This is a genomic window from Aquimarina spinulae (assembly GCF_943373825.1).
Taxonomy (GTDB): Bacteria; Bacteroidota; Bacteroidia; order Flavobacteriales; family Flavobacteriaceae; genus Aquimarina; species Aquimarina spinulae.
The window spans coordinates 807482-829514 of the sequence record NZ_CALSBP010000002.1; the positions used below are offsets into that span (position 1 = coordinate 807482).

17 protein-coding genes are annotated in these 22033 nt (G+C 33.6%); 11 read left to right on the plus strand and 6 right to left on the minus strand.

Going from position 1 to position 22033, the window contains the following annotated elements; all coding sequences use genetic code 11:
• Positions 1–128: 128 nt before the first annotated feature.
• Positions 129–830, minus strand: a complete 702-nt coding sequence (locus tag NNH57_RS09155) for a DsbA family oxidoreductase (protein ID WP_074408795.1) — start codon at positions 828–830, stop codon at positions 129–131.
• Positions 831–1393: 563 nt separating this feature from the next.
• Here NNH57_RS09155 and NNH57_RS09160 point away from each other — a divergent pair.
• Positions 1394–2842 carry a glycosyltransferase family 2 protein gene (locus NNH57_RS09160; RefSeq protein WP_108807796.1) on the plus strand — a complete coding sequence of 483 codons (1449 nt, stop codon included), beginning with the start codon at positions 1394–1396 and terminating at the stop codon, positions 2840–2842.
• A gap of 75 nt (positions 2843–2917) precedes the next feature.
• Here NNH57_RS09160 and NNH57_RS09165 read toward each other — a convergent pair whose 3' ends face one another.
• The 4 genes from NNH57_RS09165 to NNH57_RS09180 form a co-directional block, all read right to left on the minus strand.
• Positions 2918–3271 (minus strand): hypothetical protein, encoded by a 354-nt coding sequence (locus NNH57_RS09165; RefSeq protein WP_074408797.1) that lies wholly within the window; start codon positions 3269–3271, stop codon positions 2918–2920.
• 101 nt (positions 3272–3372) lie between these two features.
• Complete coding sequence (locus tag NNH57_RS09170; RefSeq protein ID WP_074408798.1) at positions 3373–3987, minus strand: response regulator; 615 nt, start codon at positions 3985–3987, stop codon at positions 3373–3375.
• Positions 3984–5798 carry a sensor histidine kinase gene (locus NNH57_RS09175; RefSeq protein ID WP_074408799.1) on the minus strand — a complete coding sequence of 605 codons (1815 nt, stop codon included), beginning with the start codon at positions 5796–5798 and terminating at the stop codon, positions 3984–3986. Before NNH57_RS09175 ends, NNH57_RS09170 begins: the two co-directional genes overlap by 4 nt.
• A 49-nt stretch (positions 5799–5847) precedes the next feature.
• Positions 5848–6540, minus strand: coding sequence for a hypothetical protein (locus NNH57_RS09180; RefSeq protein WP_074408800.1), 693 nt, complete (start codon positions 6538–6540; stop codon positions 5848–5850).
• Between the two features lie 473 nt (positions 6541–7013).
• Here NNH57_RS09180 and NNH57_RS09185 point away from each other — a divergent pair, with 473 nt between their 5' ends.
• The 8 genes from NNH57_RS09185 (at position 7014) to NNH57_RS09220 (ending at position 18460) form a co-directional block, all read left to right on the plus strand.
• Positions 7014–8225 (plus strand): caspase family protein, encoded by a 1212-nt coding sequence (locus NNH57_RS09185; protein ID WP_108807795.1) that lies wholly within the window; start codon positions 7014–7016, stop codon positions 8223–8225.
• Positions 8226–8282: 57 nt separating this feature from the next.
• Positions 8283–11549, plus strand: a complete 3267-nt coding sequence (locus tag NNH57_RS09190) for a hypothetical protein (RefSeq protein ID WP_108807794.1) — start codon at positions 8283–8285, stop codon at positions 11547–11549.
• 131 nt (positions 11550–11680) lie between these two features.
• Positions 11681–12448: a hypothetical protein gene (locus tag NNH57_RS09195; protein ID WP_074408803.1), complete on the plus strand. Its 768-nt coding sequence runs from the start codon at positions 11681–11683 to the stop codon at positions 12446–12448.
• A 236-nt stretch (positions 12449–12684) separates the two neighbouring features.
• Positions 12685–14937, plus strand: coding sequence for a S9 family peptidase (locus NNH57_RS09200; protein ID WP_108807793.1), 2253 nt, complete (start codon positions 12685–12687; stop codon positions 14935–14937).
• A gap of 152 nt (positions 14938–15089) precedes the next feature.
• A complete protein-coding gene (locus tag NNH57_RS09205) occupies positions 15090–15719 on the plus strand; it encodes a Crp/Fnr family transcriptional regulator (RefSeq protein WP_108807792.1) in 630 nt (209 codons plus the stop codon).
• A 107-nt stretch (positions 15720–15826) separates the two neighbouring features.
• Positions 15827–16660, plus strand: coding sequence for an alpha/beta hydrolase (locus NNH57_RS09210; RefSeq protein WP_199915411.1), 834 nt, complete (start codon positions 15827–15829; stop codon positions 16658–16660).
• 210 nt (positions 16661–16870) lie between these two features.
• The gene (locus tag NNH57_RS09215) at positions 16871–17494 is read left to right on the plus strand and encodes a Crp/Fnr family transcriptional regulator (RefSeq protein WP_074408806.1); all 624 of its coding nucleotides are present in this window, start codon (positions 16871–16873) and stop codon (positions 17492–17494) included.
• Between the two features lie 72 nt (positions 17495–17566).
• The gene (locus tag NNH57_RS09220) at positions 17567–18460 is read left to right on the plus strand and encodes a hypothetical protein (RefSeq protein ID WP_132066166.1); all 894 of its coding nucleotides are present in this window, start codon (positions 17567–17569) and stop codon (positions 18458–18460) included.
• A gap of 69 nt (positions 18461–18529) precedes the next feature.
• On the opposite strand, the gene NNH57_RS09225 is transcribed toward NNH57_RS09220, so the two are convergent.
• A complete protein-coding gene (locus NNH57_RS09225) occupies positions 18530–19828 on the minus strand; it encodes a S28 family serine protease (protein ID WP_108807790.1) in 1299 nt (432 codons plus the stop codon).
• A gap of 143 nt (positions 19829–19971) precedes the next feature.
• On the opposite strand from NNH57_RS09225, the gene lhpI reads away from it, so the two are divergent.
• Together lhpI and NNH57_RS09235 are read left to right on the plus strand one after the other, a co-directional pair.
• Positions 19972–20931 carry a bifunctional Delta(1)-pyrroline-2-carboxylate/Delta(1)-piperideine-2-carboxylate reductase gene (lhpI, locus tag NNH57_RS09230; protein WP_074408809.1) on the plus strand — a complete coding sequence of 320 codons (960 nt, stop codon included), beginning with the start codon at positions 19972–19974 and terminating at the stop codon, positions 20929–20931.
• Positions 20924–21988 carry a proline racemase family protein gene (locus tag NNH57_RS09235; protein WP_074408810.1) on the plus strand — a complete coding sequence of 355 codons (1065 nt, stop codon included), beginning with the start codon at positions 20924–20926 and terminating at the stop codon, positions 21986–21988. Before lhpI ends, NNH57_RS09235 begins: the two co-directional genes overlap by 8 nt.
• The last annotated feature ends 45 nt before the right edge of the window (positions 21989–22033 follow it).

Genomic DNA, 22033 nt, shown 5'->3' on the forward strand with positions numbered 1-22033 from the left:
TTATCGTAGTTTTATTCAATCTCTTCTCATTTTTTGTAATACCTGCGTATTTTTATCAGAATCTCGAATTATTTTTATTGCTTTTAGGTAACCAATTTTATCAGTGATTTTTTGACGAATACATAATATTAGTTACAATTACCATCCAAATCACACGCATCTCCTTTTGTAATTTCTAAAGCTGGGTTTTCTTTTTCATACTCACTCCATGCTTTTTCTATTACTTGTAAAAATGCTTCTGGAGATTGAGCCCCAGAAATTCCATATTTATTATTCAAAACAAAAAATGGCACTCCGTTTACGCCAATATTCTTAGCCTCCATCTGATCTTGTCTTACATTGTATGTATATTCGTCAGAAGCCAACATTGTCGCTGTCTCTTCTTTATCCATTCCTATAGAACCTGCCAAATCTGCCAGGTATGTTATATCGTCTATATTTTTACCTTCTACCAAATATGCACTCAATAAGGCCTCGCCCATAGCTTCTGCACAACCTTTGGTTTTTGCAAAATGAATCAATCTATGTGCATTAAGAGAATTTGCAGTTACCGCATTTTCTATATGAAAATCTAACCCCACTTCTTTTGCCATTTGAGTTGCATTACCAAATAGTTGCTCTGCATTTTGTCTCCCCATTCCCTTTACATCTGCATAATAATCTATAGTACCTATATGAGGCTGTGTTTTTAAATCTGGATCTAACTCAAAGCTTTTCCATTCTACTATTACATTATCTTTATGAGCAAAACGCTCCAATGCTGTTTCGAATTTCTTTTTTCCGATATAACAAAAAGGACATCTAATATCCGACCAAATACTAATTTTCATTATGTTTCTTATTTAATTTCATAGAATAAAGTCATTTTGACTTTATTTAATACGGCAATAAATCGAATTAACCATTTTACAACACATAAAACAATCAAAACCAACACTATACCTAGTATATAATGAACAAATATATAATAGTAAAAGAAATAATGATGTATAAACTTGTGATAAAATATAGCTAAAAATCTCACTACGTAAAGTACATTCTAATCAGAGTAATAATGTATCATACATTTTATTAAAAAGCCCTCTACTAACCTCTCTTTTTCTTTGTAACTGAAGATCCTTTTTTGAATAGAGTTAAAAACAATTTAACCAATGAATCCACTTAAATAGATGACGATTATATTGATCTTTCTCACATCGATATATAAGTTTTTACTAACAAAAGCACATTCATCACACTTAATTTCATGCAATAATGACGTATAAATACACACAAGTGTGTAAAATCTCTACACCCAGTAAATTAGAGTAACCACCTAAACACTTGTTATTCAAATCCTATCTAAAATGGCATCAATATTGTTTTGTCTCACGAGGAATTTAAGAAAACATACATGAAGCAATCAACATCTTGCGAATCTTCGGAGACAATAACACCTATAAACACCCCCCTTACTCTTCTAGAAAAATTTATCTCAAAAATATCATCACCTCTCATTCTAATAGCAACATTTCTATTAATATTTGGAGGAGCATCTTTATTTTATTTCTTACAACCTTATTTTGAAAAAGTGTATTTAGAAAGAATGAATACCGTCTGGGGAACTCCCTTAATGATCACTGGTATCGTGCTACTTACTCTTAAAATTAGTTTTTTAATGTATATACTGTTTTTATACCTACGTTATAAAGTCATTAAACCAGTATCATATAACAAATTACCTTCTTGTACAGTCATCGTACCAGCTTATAATGAAGGAGAATTGGTTTATAAAACCTTACTTAGTCTTGCTGAAAGTGATTACCCTAAAGAAAAATTACAGTTGATTTCTATTGATGACGGAAGCCAAGATAATACCTGGCAATGGATGCAAAAAGCTAAAGAAGTATTAGGTGATCGTGTTTCGATTTACCAACAACCTAAAAACAAAGGAAAAAGGCACGCATTATACCGTGGATTTAATTTAGCAACAGGAGAAGTATTTATAACTGTTGATAGTGATTCTATAGTTAAAAAAGATACGTTGCGTCTTATGGCAAGTCCTTTTGTTGTAAATAAAGAGTGTGGGGCTGTAGCAGGAAATGTACGTGTATTAAACAAAGAAAAAGCTGTAATTCCACGCATGCTAAATGTGAGTTTTGCCTTTAGTTTCGAATTTATCCGTTCTGCACAAAGTAGATTAGGTTCTGTATTATGTACACCAGGTGCTTTATCTGCTTATCGCAGAGAAGCAGTCTTCAATTGTCTTCAAGACTGGATTAATCAAACTTTTATGGGGGAAGTTTCAAAAATTGGCGAAGATCGCGCAATGACTAATATGATTTTGAAACAAGGTTATAAAGTATTTTTTCAGCGAGAGGCATACGTTTATACCAATACTCCAGAGCGCTACAAAAACCTATCAAAAATGTTTATCCGTTGGGAGAGAAGTAACATTCGTGAGAATATTGCTATGAGTAAATTTGCCTTTACAAATTTTAGAAAAGAATCCAAAATTGGTACCAGAGTACTACTCTTAAACCAATGGTTAAAAATGATAGCTGCCTATCCAGCTACGTTGTTAATGTTATTTTTTATATGTACTTATCCACTATTATTCCTTAGTTCTACATTAGTGAGTATACTGGTTTTTTCGAGCATACAAGCTTTATTTTATGCCAAAAAGCATACTATATCTGAGTCTTTTTGGGCTTATCCATATAGTATTTTTTATGCCTTTACGCTATTTTGGATTACTCCTTATGCAATAGCTACAGCTGGTAGAAGTGGTTGGTTGACACGAGACTTAAACGAAGAGGAATTAAAGAAACAACAGGTTGTTACAGTAACACTTAGTAATTAGTATGTACAACTAGTTGTATTTGTTACAATTAGTTTAACAAATACAACTAAGTTAAAACTTCAACTTCTTAAAGTTTTACACACTTTTAAAATAATCTTTCGTTTTAAATGGTGCTGGACCAGATTTAGCTGTAAGAGGGTGAGGGTCATCACCAGACGGTAGCCATCCCAGTACTACTTTAACTAATTTCTTTAGTACCGATGGAAATGCAAAAGCTACCACCAGGTAATGCCAATTTTCACTCCCTTCAAAACTATCTACCAAAATGGGAGTAGCAAACGTAAATAGTGCTATTGCAACTAAAGTTATTATCCAATAATCAATAGATTTTGTAATTTTTACTCCTTCACCTAGTTTCTGTTTTAAGTCTACCCAATGTAGTACTTCTTGAAGGCATGCGCCTAAAAAACATGTTATATAAATACTCATAATTTCTATATTTTAGTATAGCTAAGCTATCACCATTGATTGAAAAAAAAAATCCCCATTAGTGGGGATTTTCAATTCAATTCTGTGATTAATACGAGGATTCAAAAATCATATTTCCTTTCCAGGGCAAACCTAAGTAACTCCCCTGCTCCATTGAGTCCTAATTTTCGAATCATATTCTTACGATGCGTATCTACTGTGCTCTTTCCTATAAAAAGTTGATCTGCAATTTCATGTGACGTCTTACCTCTGGCAATTAAGCCCAAAATTTCCTTTTCACGAGAGGATAAAACACTTTTGGAGGTATTCTTTTCGGCAGAAGGCAGATGGATTTTCTTATCAAAATAGGTTTTTCCTTCTGCAACTGTACGTATGGCTTCTAAAACTATTTGTAAAGGAGAGTTTTTTAGGATATACCCTACTGCTCCAGCTTCTAACATCTGCCGGATTGCTTCTTCCTGATCAAACATCGTAAATGCAATTATCCTGATTTCGGGATACTTATTTCGAAGAAGTTTGGTTACTGTAATCCCATCCATTTTTGGCATTCTGATATCACAGAGTACTATCGAAGGAATATCTCTTTGAATAATTTCTAGCAAGGCTTCTCCATCATTAGCATAACCTATCACCTTGATATCGTCTTCATATTCAAGATAAGATAGGATTCCATCTATAAGTGCCTGATGATCTTCTGCGATAACTACCTTAATCATAATGGTATATCGATTATAATGGAAGTGCCTTTTCCAGGAGTACTATCAATTGTAAAATTACCTTCCAAATGTTCTATTCGTTTTTCAATATTATATAGACCAATCCCTTCAGAAGAGGCCTCTATTTTTGAGAACTCAAAACCTTTTCCGTTATCTTCGATTAAAATATTTAAACTTTCTTCATGCTTTGTAAATTGTATGCTTCCGGTAGTTGCTTCTGCATGTTTAACAATATTTGTCACCAGTTCCTGGATAATTCTAAAAATAGTTAGCTCTAAAGAATTTTCCATCCGTTCTTCCATACCAAAATTATGAACTTCCAACACTATTGTATTTGTTTCTGAAATGGACCTGGCCATCTTCATCACTGCTGGAATTAACCCTTGAGAGGCAATAACTCCAGAATTTTTAGAATGAGCCATTCCTCGTATTTTCTGATATGCTTCTTCTAACAACTCACTCGCTTTTTCTAGAGAATTATCTTTTTTATCAACTTTAATGTTTTCAAAATAAAGCCTAACTGTAGCCATCAAACTTCCTAAGTCATCATGCAACTCATTTGCTACTCGTTGTCGTTCTTTTTCCTGCCCTTCAATCATGGCATCAATACTTAACAGCTCCTGTTCTTTTAGTAATGTTGCTACTTTTCGCTTTTGAATCTCACGTTCTTGTTCTGCAAGCTTTTGTTTTTTTGAAGTATTTTTTTGAAGCAAAATAGCTACCAGGCTCCCCAAACCAATAACTACCAGAGCTATGATCAGGAAATTTTGATTTTGTTTTGTCTTTTGACGTTCTTCCAATAGCTGTCTTTCTTTTTTTTCAGTCTCATACAGGACATTCATCCGAGAAATTTCGAGAGAGTTTTTTCGATATTGTAATTGATATTCTGCATCAAGTGACTTATTTAGTGAAACATAAGCCGAATCGTATTGTTTTGATCTGGCATAAAAATCTGCCTTATATCTATCTATATAAAAAAAACTTTTTAGCGTGTCTCGACTATCAATATAGCTACTGGCAGAATCTAAATGCTTGAGCGCATTATTTAAATTTCCCTCCTCACTATCCATAACTCCTAATCGTATAAAAGAGCCAAAAGCCATATATTTCAAAAATGGTTTTTTGACATGAGGGATCACCTTGTCATAATAAACTCGTGCATCTTTGAAATTCCTATCGAAACCATAATAAACAGCTTTTTCGTAATAAAATTTTGTAAGAAGAACATCACTTATCTCATTTGTATTTGATACCAAAAGAGCTAGTTTATTAAGGCTAGAAGAAGATAATTGATCTATCTCACTTATCGTTTTTGAATCTAAAATAGAGGTATATAGGAGAAACCAAAACCTATCAATATCATCTTCAATCAAATTTTCAAAATCTGATAAATAAGAAATATACTGCTGATTGCTTTGTAGGATTTCAGAATGATACAATTCTAATAAACCAAGAAGAAACTGTTTTTCTAGTGGTTTATATTTCATCTTTTTTGCAAGAACATATCCATCACTAAAATACTGATAAGCTTTTGCTTGCATAGGGTGATAATACAATTCTTTGTAGCCTTGCAGCAGTAGATATAAACTGTTATTAATTTCGGTAGAGTCTCCTAATTGTACACTATCATAGTACGATTCATTCGTTGTTTGTCCAGCATCATATAGCAAATCCAACAAAACTGTTAATAATTCTGATGCTTTACCATCTGGTACAGATGCTATATCTTCTTTCGCTTCATTCAATTCCAAATTTTTAAGATGATAGAAGAACGTATCGAAATCGGTTACATCTTTTTTAGCATGCCCCATTAAACAGAGCATACTAAAAAAGGTAATTATAAAATGAGTATTTTTTTTTCTAATATTTAGCAATACTTTTAGATTTAGGGCACCTGCCTCCAGGAGCTTTAGGAATAACTTGTTTTTTAGTAATCAATATACCAGAGTGATACGTAATGCTATTTGCTCTTGTTTCATCCTTCCTTTTTAGGGTCGTAGGAGTACTTAGCCATCTTCGCAACTCTCCATCAGAGTCATGCGGGATAAAATCTTCTATAGTATCGTCGTCTAATCGCAACGTTCTTTTTCTATTATATAAACCATCTCGCTCAAAAAATTCAGAATCATGTACAAGACTATCTCCTACTCCTGTATATGGTTTAACATCTATAGGATCTAGAACTCTCTGAAAATCAATTCGGTCCGAATTTTTAACAGGTACTGCTTCATCAAAACCATAATATTTTAAAATTCCTGATGGCATCATCGCCTTAATTTTAAATCGTATTTCGATCCCATCATCGGTTATCATAGGATTACTTACTCCAATAATCCCCAGGTTTATCATTCCTTTATAATTTACTAATTGCAGAGCAATTCCTTTCAATTTAAGGACGTTTGGATCGGTTCTATCCATATCAAATGCTCCAAATACAGCAAAAAAAGTTTGATACAGCTGTGATGCATATACTAATTGCATTCGATCTTCATCTGCCTCGTTAAGGCTTATTGTCAATGTTAAGTCTAAAGGGTTTAGTTGTTTTGTATTCATTTCTTAATTTTTTTGATTATTTCCCAAAAATGCAAAAGGAATACGCTTTTAGAAATACCCAACTATGGGGATTTTTACATTTTGAATATACACTGAAAATAATTTAATATCCTGTTTAAGTACTAAAAAATTACTTCTTCTCTTTTTTAGAAATAAATATCATCTCAAAATACCCATAAGTAGGTATTGAAATGCATATCAGCATTATATAGTTTTAGCATACCAAATAATCATAATGATTGGCACATATAAATTGGGAAAGGAATATATGATCAACAATCATTGAATTATTTGAAGTAATGAATTTGGGAGAATTAGGAATAGAAATCAATGTATTGATTTACTAGAATAAAAGTAAGGGATTCTTTTTTAAAACAGCAACAGTTGTACACTCCATTCAAATAAAGAAACTTTAGTAAACATCTTAGAGAATACGCAGAAAATTAAACTAAATAACCAAAACGAAAAATATCATGAATTTAGAAAATGCACACGCTTTATTAATAGGGGTTGGTGGAGATCTTCCGATAACCATAGATGATGCCAATGCTATTGCAAAAGTTTTAGGAGACAGTAACAAAGCGGCTTATGATCCAAAAAATGTTATTCTTTTAACAGAAAAAAATGCTACCAGAGAAAATGTCTTGTCCGAGCTTCAAAACATAGTAGAAAAAGTAAAAAATATCGAAGATGCTACCGTAGTGATTTTCTATTCTGGACATGGTGGAAAATATAGAGGCTCTAATGGTAGCGACTATTACCTGTTAACCAATGGTTATGACCCTTATGATAGAGATAATACTATGATTAAGGGGGATGAATTTTCTGAATTAATAAATAGTATAGAAGCTAATAGGCTCCTGGTGATGTTAGACTGCTGTCATGCCGCAGGAATAATAGACGAAAAACCATTAATCAAACTAAAAAGTGCCGATGAACAAATTGTTAATTCTAATATAGAAATACTAAAGAAATTAAAATCCGGAACAGGAAAGGTCTTTATTACCTCATGTGATGATGATGAACAATCTGTGATTCTACCTGATTCAAAAAACAGCTTGTTTACCGAAGTCGTTCTAGAAGCCCTTGAGGGTTATGCCAGTAATGGCGAAGAATATGTGGGGATTATAGATATACTTTATTATGTACTAAGACAAATTCCTAAAAGAATTGAAGCTTATAATCATATACAAAGACCTATAATAAACAAAATAGATGATTTAAGCTCAGATTTTTTTATTTGCAAGGTAGCTAAGTATCTACAAACTGATGAGTTTAGGAGTAAATCAAACCCTGTAGATAAAAGCCAGTTAGAAAAGTTAGCAAACCAATTCAACATCGAAAACTGTAGCGAGCTTATAGTTATCTCTAATAATGGTGATCCTATAGAAGTAATAGAAGATACCACCCTAAAGTCGAAAACACTCAAAGAGATAGAATCTTTAATAACTCAAGGAGAAACAGAAAAGGCAATATCACAATTTGTAGACATCACAAAAACACAATTAGTTGATTACAAGAATCAGTCACATTTATTGGCATATAAATATAATGTGCTACTTAATGACAAAATGATGGATGGTATTGATGATCAAACATATAGGAAAGAACTGACAAAAATTGCACAAGCCCTACATTTTTTTATTGAAAAAGCAGAGAAAGATCTCAATTCTCTTACAGAATAAATCTTTTTAAATCATTAGTAACAAACTCGCAGTATTAAACCTTTAAACCAAAGTATTATGAATCTTCTTCTCACATCTATAATCGCTTTTTTAATCTGGTTGTTTTTAAAAAAAGTAACAATCCCCTGGACTCTTAACAGGAGTTTCAAGTATAAAAAATTTGGGGAACTTTCAAAAATTGGACGACTAGCTGCATTTGGATATATAAAAAAGCTCTCTTTTATTGCTTCGATAACTTATTTTTCTATTTGGTTATTTCTAAAAACGGTAAACCTATTTACGCATTTATTCAAGGATTCTTCTGGAGCAATCGATAACGTACTTAATACGTTGACATGGTCTGAAAGAGCTATTGAAAGCATAGACAATCGCAAGTTTTATTTTTTATTAATCATCCTGTGTATTGTGGTGATTGCATTGATTATCAGGAATGCCAAACAGTTTGGAAAATCTGTGTATGTAGAATTATATGAGAAATATCAACGAGGAGAACTTGCTTATGAAGCCCCTTCACTAAAAATGGATGATATATCAGATAGTATTGCTAAAGCCGAAGAAGAGCATAGACGAATCTCTTCGATAAACCCTGATAAATTAACCTCAAAAGAAAAAGAAGAAATAAAAAACAATCTGGAATATCTTAATAATATCATATGGGCGCTGAAGCATCAATTGAAAGAAGAAGACATAAGACGTCGAATTATACCAAGTATAGAGAAGGTCGATAATGCTTCGACCTCAAAAAACTCTTTTAGGGAAAAAATAGTCCTCTTTTTTAGTAGTAAAGGTTTGATAAATTCCCTGTACCGAACTAGTAGAGCCATAAGTTCACTAGGTCTGGTATTCATTTTATTATCCTTTATGGTAGCATCTTCACCTATTATCACTTCTGATACTAATAAGGCGGCTACCAAACTTGCAGAACTTCAACTACAGACGCACCAAAGTAAACTTGATAAGGAATGGAAAAAAATAGTTACTCCAAACAATACACCCCAAACAGATAATGATAAAGAGTGGAATGAAGAAGATGAAGAGACTGTAAATCAAACTAGTATCCTTTTTGAACGGCAAATTGCCAAAGTGTTAGCCAAAAATGCTGATAATGTAACCAATTCGACAGATGCTTTCAAAATAAGAGCTAATACAGTACGAGAAAACATCCTAAAGACCTATGCCACAAAAACGGATGGGACTCCCAAAAAGGGGTATAAAGTATATGAGCAAAAAACGAAAGGAAAAAGATCTAATGCTAAGTATGCAAAGAAGTATAGTAAAACGTATGCCGAGAACATAAACCCCAAAGAGCCTACCACAGATATAGGAAAGCAGTTTAAAAAAACGCTTAAAAAAGATGTAAAGTCTAATAGGCCATTATTAGAACAATTAAAGATAAAAATAAAGAATTATCAAGGTACTTTTAGCAAACCTGCAAGTATAAGAGAAGTGACTAGTTTAATTTTTGGGGAAAGCTATGAAGAATTTTCAGGTGAATTGGGTCGCTTGTTACAATCACAAAATATCGAAGCAAAACTTGGACAGGACTTAGCAGAGCATATTGGCAATAAAACAGTTAAAAACTGGATTCAAAAACAAGGGAAACAATTTCCAATTGATTTAGTAAATAAAACCGTAAAAGAAGCAGTCAATAATATTTCTACGCCTAATATCCAGGCAGATCAATTTATGGCATATGCAGTTGAAGATTTAGACTTCCCAAAAGCAGAAGATATTGCTGTAAACTTATCAGAAGAACATAAACCTTCTCTTTCTCATAATCAATTGAGCAACACAAAAATTAATAGTTCAAAACAAGCCGTTAAAAAATTAGCAAGTATAAACCCTGAGCAAGGTCTGCAAATAACAGAGTCCCTGGCAGACTTAAACTATTATTTCCCAGGGCAAGTAAGTGCAGATCTCGGCTCGGCTGCAGCCCAGGTTGTAGGTGAATTATCAGGAAATATCGCATCTCTTGATGCTTCAGGAAGAAGTTCTATAAATTCTCCCAGATCTACTTCCAGAAGAAGCGTAACTCGAGCCAGAAGCTTTAAGGCTTTAAAAGGCTTTCGTAGAGTTGGCGGTGTACTGATCGGACAGGCCCCTACCAATACCGGAAAAACCGATGTTAACTTTACAGATATCAATTGGAAAACTAAGGGCAAAAAACTAGAGATATATCTAAAAAGAGTAGATGGTAAAGTACTATTTGCTGGCAGCTATGATAAAGATATTGTACAACAGGCCTTAAGTTATGTTGCCGATGGGAGACCCATAGCTGTAACCATGGTACAGGCCAATCCTTTACCATTTTTTAAAATATTATTGCACCCTTCACTGGTAAATACAGATTTAGGCTGTAAAGCAATTGGACTAGACAAGTTCGTAGATAAACATGCAGGAGCCAATTCTAATACTCAAATTGAAAAAGCATTAAAATCCTATGATTACCAGAAACTCTTATACCACTATATAAGTTTGCAAATCATTACTATGCAAAATCAAGAAGCGAGACTTGCACTATATGACAACATAATCGAGCTTGAAAAAATGCTACGAAGTGAGTGGACAAACATCTATACGATGCTATCTGATGGGAAAATCTTAAATGATCCCAATCTATCTTGTATGAAAAACAAGCCCAAGTATTTTAACCAAAATGTTGTGCAATTAATTCAAACAGCTGTTGAAAAATCGAATGGAAACTTTTTTATGTTTAAGTACTATGTAAGGCAGAATGATATCGATAGTAACTCAGAATCTCTTATTTTATGTAAAACAGAACTTTGGTCGGGAGTTCGCGAACTCCCATACAAAGTAGACAAGGAACTTTCTTTTTTAAGACCTCAAGACACTAAGAATGCTCGATTCTTCCCTCTTAGTTTTATTTGTCAAATCGCTTATAATCCAATATCAAAAGATAACTCACGAGATGAAGATATTATAGACCCCTGGGAATTTCCTCAACTCAAAGCTTCGGGAACTATCGAACGGATGGTTTGGAATGGAGTTCAATATGATTTTTCGGATCGTATTGTATTAAGGCGGATGCAGTCTTTTTCGTTAGTTCAACGATTATTTAGAGTTATCTTAAACGGAGATCTGGGAAATTCTTTTCCTGTAGAAAAACTAGCTATCCTGGCAGAAGAAACACAACATAACATCAAAACTTTACCCACTCCTACCTGGAACTCAAGTGGAATGACATGGGAAATTGCAAAACAGTTATACTATAACAATGCGAATGCCGAGGAATTAAAAAATTTAAAACAATTATGGTATGCCCAAGAAGCTAGTGCCTATAAAAATAAGTTTCCTTGTAATTAATAAACAGCTTGCTTAATAATAAACTCGGTTATTATAGAGACCTAATAACTGAGTTTATATATATAAAACTACAAAAGGACATAGACATAATATCAGGACGATAACTATCTAAAAACAAAAACACAAGTCCAATGAATTTTGATACCGCAAGAAAATTAATTATCAATAACAAGATAGAAGAAGCTTTACAGGTTTTGTTGGATAAAGGTAACCCTGAAATAAAAAACAAAATTACGCTACTAGGGTCTCAATACAAGGCCTGGGAAAGTAAAGATGTTATGGATATTGGAGCTCCTATCGAAGAACGTAACCGAATTGTATACGAAATTCTTACTTTGACCACCGAGGCTGAAAAAACAACGGTTACGGGCCAAAAACTTAAAAAATTAAAAAATCTTGCTACAGTAGAAAAAGAACTCTCTGCAACTTTTGAAAAGATATCATCATTACGCAGTAAAGGGGCAATCGATCTTTTTATGGAATGGTTTAGAAAAACTAATCCAGAAGCTTATAATGCTGTATTAATCGAAGAAAAAAACCTCGGAAAAGCGACCAACCTTAATACTATTCTTTCCGCTTTAAATCTAAACGAATTTATCCTTGAATATGGGCTTAATGCACCAGCAGATCAAATACAGGAGTATATTTCCAGAAAAAATGATGAAATTCCTAAGTTTTTCCATGGTTGGATGGACTATAATAAACAGAAGAATTACAAAACAAAAACACTGGTTAATGCTATCCCAGAAAAATTCAAAAAACATAAGATGTTATTATCTGGCGTGCTTGGCAGTTTTACAGGTACACTTGCATTTAACATCATTGAAAACTATCTGAATGACATTTCAGAGGATGACGGGCCTGAAGAATCAGGAATGGACGATGACGATGATGATTAGTTGGTGATCATTATAATTGAATACTTTGTATGCATTACACTACATAAACATGTACAAATTAGATGACGAGCACGAATAGCTTAACATTATTTTCTCATGATTTTTGACAAAACAGCATCAAAAAAGGTAATATAGTATCATATTTAGCTAACTTATAGTGCAAAATCCATACGATATCACTATATCTTTGAGAAATCACCAAATTAGATATCTCTTTAAAATTAAACTTCCGATTAATGATACATTGTAATACGATCAAAAAGATTTGCTGCATATTCTTTGTTATACTAAATGTAAGCATCTTATCTGCTCAACAATCAAAACTTTCACTAGAACAAATCTTTAGTAGCAGAGATTTTTCTTCAGAACGATCAAAAGCCTTAAAATGGTTTGAAGGAGGGGATTCCTATACCACATTAGTAGCTTCTTCAGAAAACAAAGGGTATTATGATATTATTAAAACAGATACCAAAACAGGAGAGCAAAGTATTTTAATTCCAGCAAAATGGATGATTCCTGAAGGAAAAAATACTCCGCTTCGTATAGAAAATTATGCATGGTCTACCGATAAAAATAAAGTCTTATTCTTCACCAACTCTTCGAGAGTATGGAGATATAACACCAAAGGAGATTATTGGGTATTAGACTTAAAAACAAAAAAACTGACCAAACTGGGGGGTGCAAAAGCAAAATCATCTTCGCTTATGTTTGCCAAGTTTTCACCAGATGGAAATAAGGTAGGATATGTAAGAGAACACAATATTTATGTCGAATCACTTACCGATAGAAATATCACTGCATTAACAACAGACGGAACAGATAAGATCATTAACGGAACTTTTGATTGGGCATATGAAGAAGAATTCTCATGTAGAGATGGTTTTAGATGGAGTCCTGATGGTAATAAGATTGCATACTGGAGGGTCAATGCCAGTAAGATTAAGAATTTTCTTATGATCAATACTACAGATTCTATCTATTCGTATACGATACCGGTACAATATCCTAAAGCAGGAGAAAAACCATCTGAAGCAAAAGTTGGAGTCGTTAATGCATCGGGAGGAGTTACAACCTGGATGAAATTACCAGGAGATGCCAGCAACCAATATATTCCCAGGATGATTTGGAAACCAGATTCTAAATCATTGCTTCTGCAACACCTCAACAGGGCACAAAATCATAATAAAGTAACACTTTGCAATGCTTTGGATGGAAATACTCAGGTAATTTATGAAGATAAAGAAACGGCCTGGTTAGAAGCGGTAGATGATTTTAAATATCTAGAGGACGCCAGTACATTTACCTGGGTAAGTGAAAAAAGCGGATGGAAAGCTCTTTACCTTGTTAAAGATGGTAATGAAACCCAGATATCTCCTACCGATTCAGATATGATTAATATTGAATTAATCGACGAAAAAAATGGATGGTTATACTATATGGCAAGTCCAGAAAATGCTACACAAAGATACTTGTATAGAACCAAACTCAATAAAAAGGGAAAAGCAGAAAGGCTATCACCCAAAGATCAACCGGGAACCCATCGATATCGTATTGCTCCAAACGGAAAATTCGCTCAGCATACCTATTCTAAATCTGGCTTTCCTCCTACTACCGATATTATTTCTTTACCCGATCACAAAGTGATTAAAACTTTGGTCTCTAACCAAAAACTAAAAAAACAAATAACAGCTATAGATCATAATCCACAAGAGTTTTTTAAAATCTCATTAGATGATGGTACATCACTAGATGCCTATATGATCAAACCTCTAGGATTTGACCCATCAAAAAAATACCCTGTGTTATTTCATGTATATGGCGAACCTTGGTCTCAAACCGTATTAGATTCCTGGGGCGGAAGTAACTATTTATGGCATACCATGCTATCCCAGCAAGGGTATATTGTAATGAGCATTGATAACCGAGGCACTCCTGGTCCTAAGGGAAGAGAATGGAGAAAATGTGTGTATGGACAAATTGGTGTTCTTTCTTCTTCAGACCAGGCTCAAGGAACAAAAAAAATTATTGAAATGTTTAATTTTGTCGACCCTGATCGCATTGGTATCTGGGGATGGAGCGGTGGTGGTTCTATGACCCTTAATGCTTTATTCAGGTATCCCGAAATTTATAAAATGGGAATGGCAGTAGCCCCTGTATCCGATCAAAGATTATATGATAATATCTACCAGGAGCGATATTCGGGAATACCACAACTCATGCCCGAAAGTTATGAAAAAGGATCCCCGGTTAATTTTGCCAAAAATCTTAAAGGAGATTTATTACTGATTCACGGGACAGGAGATGATAATGTTCATTATCAAAGTATAGAAGTACTGGCTAATGAACTTATTCGTCATAATAAAATATTCTCTATGGTATCATATCCTAACCGATCTCATGGTATATACGAAGGAGAAAACACCTCCAGACATTTACGAGAAACACTAACCCATTATCTTAAGACAAATTTACCAGGTGGAGGAAAATAGAGAGCTGTATTCGGTTTACATCATCACGCTCAACATAAGCTAAACTATTATAAGGCATAATAATTATTCTAAAATAGATGTACTGTAAGTATATGTCGCTTGTATATATTTGCATTAATTAAGGTAGTACTAACTATTTTTTACTCATAAAAATGATCGAGTTCGAACAGTTATTTAAAGGCTTGAATATTGTAGAAGAAAAACTGCAAGAACATATTCTTAAAGAAGGGGTACTACAAACAGTACCAAAGGACACCTTTATTGTAGAGCAGGATAAATATATCAAGTGGTTAGCTATTGTAATTTCGGGAAAAGTAAGAGTTTGGCAAGAAAATGAAGAGCGCCAAATTTTATTGTATTATGTAAATCCGATCCAGACCTGTGTATTGTCGTTGTCTGCTACGTTTAGGGATTGTAAAAGCCTTGTGCATGCCAAAACAGAAATAGAAACTACACTTATTAAAATTCCGGTGCGTTTTGTATCCGAATGGAGTTTTATGTTTAAATCCTGGAATACCTTTACCACTAACTCTTTCATTATAAGTTATGAAGATTTACTACTTTCTTATAAAGACCTGGCCTTTAAAAAAATAAATGAAAGATTAATAGACTACTTAAGATCCGAAGCTAATAGAAATAATTCCTCAATCATACAGATTTCACACCAACAATTAGCCAAAGAAGTGGGTACTACCCGAGAAGTAGTTTCAAAAATCTTAAAGCAATATGAATTGGATCATATTGTAAAACTACAATTCAAGAAAATAGAACTTCTTTCCTAACATCTTCAGAAAAAAATAAAATGTATTAGGCCACTTGTATCAAAAGGTACAAGTTTAAGGCTGTTTCCACATATACATTTGTGCCATAAGTAATACGCTAAAAATTTATGAAACGAAAATTAAAATTAGTTGCTGTTTTCCTAATCGGAATAGTAACATTTAGCAATGGTGCAAACAACAATGTAAACGCAAAAAAAGGTAACATTATGGAAACAAAAAAAGAAATTTATGTATTGGTACACTCTGCCTGGCTAGGTGCCTGGCAATGGGAAAATGTATCTTCAAAATTAAGAAATGAAGGGCATATTGTAATTACCCCGGATCTTCCCGGGCACGGAAATGATAAAACACCTCCTGCCACAATTACAATGACAGATTATGTAAAAGCAATTACTAATATTCTTGACAAGCAAGAGCAACCTGTAATATTGGTTGGGCACAGTTTTAATGGTATTACAGTGAGTAGGGTTGCAGAAGTACGACCCCGAAAAGTAAAAAGCATTGTCTACCTCTCTGCATTTTTATTGCCCAACGGAGGTTCTTTTTTTGATGCAGCCCAAGGAGTAGAAGGTTCGGTAGCTGTAGATAATTTCTACCTCTCTGAAGATAAAACCTATGCTCTGGTAGATGAGAGTGAAATTCAAAATGCCTTTGCTCATGATATCCCTAAAAAAGCTTTTGACGGAGCTAAACCCTATATTGTTCCTGAACCCTCTGCCCCGCTAATGTATGAGTTAGAAGTTACAGATGGTAACTTTGGGCGAATCCCAAAGTACTATATAGAATGTACAGAAGATCGCGCTATACCCATCGAAGTGCAAAGAGCAATGTATAAAGGAAAAGTAAAAAAAATATTTACTTTACGCTCTAGTCATACTCCGAATTTCTCTCAACCAGAAAACCTGGCCAATATTCTTTTAAAAATTAAAGACGAAGAATAAAAGTCTCTAAAGATATAGAAAGCGCAAATCATTAAGGTTTGCGCTTTTAATCGTTAAATTAATGATGTCATAAATCGGTAAGGTTTTAAAACCATTAATGACTACTTTTATCATCGCTCAGAATTGACTTTCAGATACGGTATAAATTAGAAATATCAGTATCATGAAACTTTGAAAAACTACTCTTAAAAACGAAAACATATTCAGATTATGTTAGATCACGTATTTCAAAAACTACACATATCAGAAGAAGAACTCAAAAAAGAGCTTCGGGAAAAAACTTCTATTTCAAAGCATCAAAAAGGTGAGTTTCTAATAAAGGAAAATAAATATATCAAAGTTCTGAAAATTGTAATCAGCGGAAAAGTTAGAGTGTATCAGGAAAATGAAGAGCGGGAAATCCTTATTTACTATTTGGGGGATATGGAAACGTGTACCCTCTCTTTATCTGCCTGTTTTGAAGATTGCAAAAGTACCGTTAATGCTATTGTTGAAGAAGAATCAATGGTATTAAATATCCCTGTGAGATTTGTAAACGATTGGTGTTTCACATATAAATCCTGGAATCGATTTACCATAAATACATTTAGAGATAGCTACAACGTACTTATTAATAACTACTCAAAACTTGCTTTTAACCCCCTTAGAGAACGTTTACTCGAATATTTAATGTTAGAATCTGACAATGCTGTTTTACAAAGATCGCATCAACAATTAGCTAGAGAATTGGCCACTACAAGAGAAGTAATTTCGAGGCTTTTAAAAAAATTAGAAACAGAGGGAATCGTTACATTAGGAAAACAAGAAATTAGAATTCTAAAAAAAGATACCTAGTGTGATAAAAGTCACAAGTATGGCATGCATTCTACTGCTTTCTTTGTACTTAGAATTTTAAAAAATAAACAAATGAAAGTAGCAAAAACAATAGCACTATGTTTGATTCTGGTTATTTCTATTGCCTGGATACAACATAAGCCAACCGAAAAAAAGGAAATTGTAAAACAATCCTATGTAGAACATTCTCCTACAGCACATCACGAAATAGCATTAGAAGTACTTAATGCCAGTAAAGAATGGATAGCAGCATTTAATGAAGGAAAAAGTAATATCTGCATTGAGGGCTATGATACAAAAGCCGTGATGAGTGCCCAACCCTTTGGTATAAAAAAAGGAACTCAGGAAATAAAAGATTTCTGGCAACCTTTTATAAAATCAGGAGCGACAAATTTAATTTATACAGATCTAAGTATCGAAGTCGTTAATACAACAACTGTATTATTATCTGCAAATTGGAGCATGAATATAGGAAGAGGTGTTATTTTTCAAGAAAAGTGGGAGAAAAAAAATGGTAAGTGGGTGCTCACTTATGATGATTTTGAAGTATTAGAACAATTTAAAACACCTACAGAAAATAAAACAAATCCTATTGCAAGTCATCAAATGCTAGAAGCTGTGATCAGAACATCTATAAAAATCACTAGAGGGTTTAACACACAAAATACAGAAACATTTACAAATGGGTATCTTAAGAATGCTACGATGAATGCCATTCCTATGGCCAAATTATTACATGGTAAACCTAAGATTACTCAGTTTTGGGAAAAATTAATTACCTCTGGTGCAAAAAACCTAACCTACCACAACCCCACATTTAGTGTAGTTTCTCCAAATGGAGTTAACATCTCTTCAGATTGGTCTATGAATATCGGGGAAGGAAAAATTTACCAGGAGAAATGGGTAAAAAAAGATGATGCATGGATGCTTAGCTATGACGAATTTCAAGTTTTAAAAATGTATTAATTCACCATCTGTTATTATTTTTTTAAGCCTGTAGCATGCTACAGGCTTAAAATTTATTGCAAATATAGCTTAATCATCCTTGGACAACCACGTTTGTAACTTGTCATAGATTTTTCTTTGATCTTCTTTTGAGAAATTTTTAATCCTGGTACTATGACTTCCTTTGGGCAATACCATTTTTAAGGCATTTACATGAGGTTTTGGAGTAGGTGAACACGCTCCCCAGGGGTCATACTCTCCATAAATGTAAATAATATGATCTCCTTCATTCTCTACATAATTCCTAACTTTCTTAATATAATCCTTATCATATACCATAAGAACATTTTTTGGAGCAAATCTCATATTAGTTGGTTGTTTTACCACTTTAATTAAATCCTGTACGGGAGTACTATCAAATCCGTAATATCCAAGTTCTATCATATGTTGATAATAAGAAGGTAACAGGTTGTGATATGTTTTATCATTATAGAAGCTAATTCCTACCACTTTATTAAGATAAGTAAACAAGGTCGCAGCATCGGCATTCCCATTAGGGATTTCATCACACTTACCTCCCCACTGCCAGAAAGAAAAAGGAAATTCTAATACTGCATATTCAAGAGCCTCTTCTGAGGGTACTTTTGTAAAACTCATTTTCTTTTTTCTCGAATGCTGATCAATTTCTTTCAAAAGAGCCTCTCTTTGAGTCAACAATAACCGTTGAAAATTAGTAATCTTAGTTCTGCACTCTTTGCTTCCAACAGTAGCAATATGTTCTTCTGTTCTTGGGTCTTCTCGAGTATTAATCAAAGGAGCAACATAAGAAACTGCAGCATCCATATCTTTTGGGTACTGCGATTTATAAATCAATACGGTCTCCCCTCCTTTACTTATTCCTGTAGAAATCCATTTGTTGGTATATATTTTTTTAAGTTTGGTAACCAGAAGATGATAATCCTGAATAGCCTGATCATTAGTCAAATACTTCCATGGAATTGGATTAGGTCTTGATTTTCCATAAAACCGATATTCTACCATAACCTGATTTGCCTTTAACAGGGTACTCAACTCATATGTTCGATGTTTTGCAGAATACCCTTCGGTAACTAATACTGTGGGCTGCGAATAATCAGAATGAGAGATATATACATAATGATCAAAAGTTCCTGCATCTGGATTGTTGTGATCTAATGGCTGTTTTAATATCAATCGGTACGATTCTGTAAAATGATCATTCACCTGTATTGCACTTATATCTGCCGTAGGGAACAAATTCCTTAATTTTTGCTCAAAAGATATCTCAGTGGTAGGTGGTAACGAACTTTTACAAGAAAAAAGAGAAAGATTAACAAGAAGTAATACTAATATATACTTAGTTCGATTCATAAAATAAATAATTTTTAATATTTTAAAGATAGCTTAAAAGGGCACTGATTTAATGATACTATATTACCTAAGAATGGTATCATTTTAATAAGATTTGAGTTAGTATGTCATTACGAATTGGGATTTGTTTACATTTATAACCTATGGATACAATTGTTCAGATCAATACCGATTTTATTGAAAACAACACGAATTTTAATGAGCTAATTGCTGAATTGAAAAACAAATTTGCATCAAATTCTATTCTGGTGCCCATGCGTCATCATCATGATTTCCCAAACCCTGTGGTTCAGGAAGATTCTACACTATTGTTGATGCCGGCCTGGAATCCTGGTAAAGAAGCAGGAGTAAAAATCGTAACGGTAAGTCCAAAAAATAGTCAGTTTGATCTACCTTCGATCCAAGGTACATATTTATATATGGATGCCATCAAGGGTACCATAAAAGCTATAATGGAAGCAAAAAGTTTAACCGTAAAACGAACAGCTTCGGCATCTGCCCTGGCATCATCGTATTTATCTAAAACTGATGCTTCTTCCTTATTAATGATTGGAACAGGAGCGCTCTCTACGAATTTAATTAAAGCCCACGCCAGCATAAGGCCCATTAAAACAGTCTATATCTGGGGAAGGAATTATGAAAAAGCTAAAAAAATATCAATTGAATTAGAAGGAGAAAGTTTTGATATCCATGCTATACCTACAATCGAAGAAAAAATTTCTGAAGTAGATATTGTATCCTGCGCAACATTATCCAAAACTCCTTTGGTTTTGGGTAAATACTTAAAAACCGGGCAGCATGTAGATTTGGTTGGAGCTTACAAAAAAGATATGCGCGAAGCTGATAATGAAAGCATAAAAAAAGCTACGGTCTTTGTAGACACTTATCAAGGAGGGCTTAAAGAAAGTGGAGATATTGTTATTCCTCTTAAAGAAGGTATTCTAAAAGAAGAAGACATCAAAGCTGATTTATTCGAACTCTGCTCTGAGACTAAGCAAGGAAGAACCAGTGATAGTGAAATAACTGTTTTTAAATCTGTAGGGCATGCCCTCGAAGATTTAGCAGCAGCTACCTATTATTATAATCAATATACACATGAGTAAAACATATCTAAACATTCTAAAAAATACTGATTTCAACCCAAAAAAAGATTGGTTACAAATCAAAACCATCGATATGCATACAGGAGGAGAACCACTTCGAGTGATTATTGATGGGTTTCCCGAACTGAAAGGAAATTCGGTATTAGAATACAGAAGATATTGTAAAGAGCATTATGATCACTTACGTACCTCACTTATGTTTGAACCTCGTGGTCATGCCGATATGTACGGATGTATCCTACTCCCTCCTAATGATGATGATGGGGATTTTGGCATTTTGTTTATACACAACGAAGGATATAGTACTATGTGCGGTCATGCTATTATTGCGATTTCTACATTGGCTGTAGAAATGAACTGGATCGATTATCAAGAAGGAGATAATGCGATAAAAATTGATGCTCCCTGTGGTCGAATCATCTCTTATACGCAAGTAAAAAATGGAAAAGTGACCGGAGTTCGTTTTCATTGCGTTCCCAGTTTTGTAGTTGGATTGGATAGAAAAGTAAAGGTAGACGGTATAGGAGAAATAATTTATGATTTAGCATACGGAGGAGCTTTTTATGCATATGTAGATATGGCTAAAAACAACTTTGATTTTGATTTAACTTCAAATTCATATAGAACATTGATTTCCAAAGGGATGGACATAAAACATACCGTAATGGAGCAAGATTCTAATATTTTACATCCTTATGAAGAAGATCTTAGTTTTTTATATGGTACCATTTTTATTGGAGATTCTACAAAAGAAAATATTGATAGTAGAAATGTATGCATTTTTGCTGAAGGAGAAGTCGATCGGTGTCCTACAGGATCGGGAGTTTCTGGCAGAATGGCAATTCACAAAATGAGAAATGAAATACAGTATGGAGATACGATGACTATAGAAAGTATCACAGATTCTGTATTTAAGGGTTCTGTTATTTCTGAAGAAGAGTACGGCCCCTATAAAGCAGTAATACCACAAGTTGAAGGAACAGCACATATCACAGGAATGCATACTTTTATGATCGATCCTGATGACCCTATGAAAAACGGATTTATTTTTAGATAACAAACAAAACTATCCTAAAGTATTATCAATAATACTTTAGGATAG

Coding starts and splice junctions, on each gene's coding strand:
- NNH57_RS09165 (WP_074408797.1), bottom strand. CDS start 3,271: ATGAGTATTTATATAACATGTTTTTTAGGCGCATGCCTTCAAGAAGTA.
- NNH57_RS09195 (WP_074408803.1), top strand. CDS start 11,681: ATGAATTTTGATACCGCAAGAAAATTAATTATCAATAACAAGATAGAA.
- NNH57_RS09170 (WP_074408798.1), bottom strand. CDS start 3,987: ATGATTAAGGTAGTTATCGCAGAAGATCATCAGGCACTTATAGATGGA.
- NNH57_RS09205 (WP_108807792.1), top strand. CDS start 15,090: ATGATCGAGTTCGAACAGTTATTTAAAGGCTTGAATATTGTAGAAGAA.
- NNH57_RS09155 (WP_074408795.1), bottom strand. CDS start 830: ATGAAAATTAGTATTTGGTCGGATATTAGATGTCCTTTTTGTTATATC.
- NNH57_RS09235 (WP_074408810.1), top strand. CDS start 20,924: ATGAGTAAAACATATCTAAACATTCTAAAAAATACTGATTTCAACCCA.
- NNH57_RS09200 (WP_108807793.1), top strand. CDS start 12,685: ATGATACATTGTAATACGATCAAAAAGATTTGCTGCATATTCTTTGTT.
- NNH57_RS09180 (WP_074408800.1), bottom strand. CDS start 6,540: ATGAATACAAAACAACTAAACCCTTTAGACTTAACATTGACAATAAGC.
- NNH57_RS09190 (WP_108807794.1), top strand. CDS start 8,283: ATGAATCTTCTTCTCACATCTATAATCGCTTTTTTAATCTGGTTGTTT.
- NNH57_RS09175 (WP_074408799.1), bottom strand. CDS start 5,798: ATGGGGCATGCTAAAAAAGATGTAACCGATTTCGATACGTTCTTCTAT.
- NNH57_RS09225 (WP_108807790.1), bottom strand. CDS start 19,828: ATGAATCGAACTAAGTATATATTAGTATTACTTCTTGTTAATCTTTCT.
- NNH57_RS09220 (WP_132066166.1), top strand. CDS start 17,567: ATGAAAGTAGCAAAAACAATAGCACTATGTTTGATTCTGGTTATTTCT.
- NNH57_RS09160 (WP_108807796.1), top strand. CDS start 1,394: ATGAAGCAATCAACATCTTGCGAATCTTCGGAGACAATAACACCTATA.
- NNH57_RS09215 (WP_074408806.1), top strand. CDS start 16,871: ATGTTAGATCACGTATTTCAAAAACTACACATATCAGAAGAAGAACTC.
- lhpI (WP_074408809.1), top strand. CDS start 19,972: ATGGATACAATTGTTCAGATCAATACCGATTTTATTGAAAACAACACG.
- NNH57_RS09210 (WP_199915411.1), top strand. CDS start 15,827: ATGAAACGAAAATTAAAATTAGTTGCTGTTTTCCTAATCGGAATAGTA.
- NNH57_RS09185 (WP_108807795.1), top strand. CDS start 7,014: ATGAATTTAGAAAATGCACACGCTTTATTAATAGGGGTTGGTGGAGAT.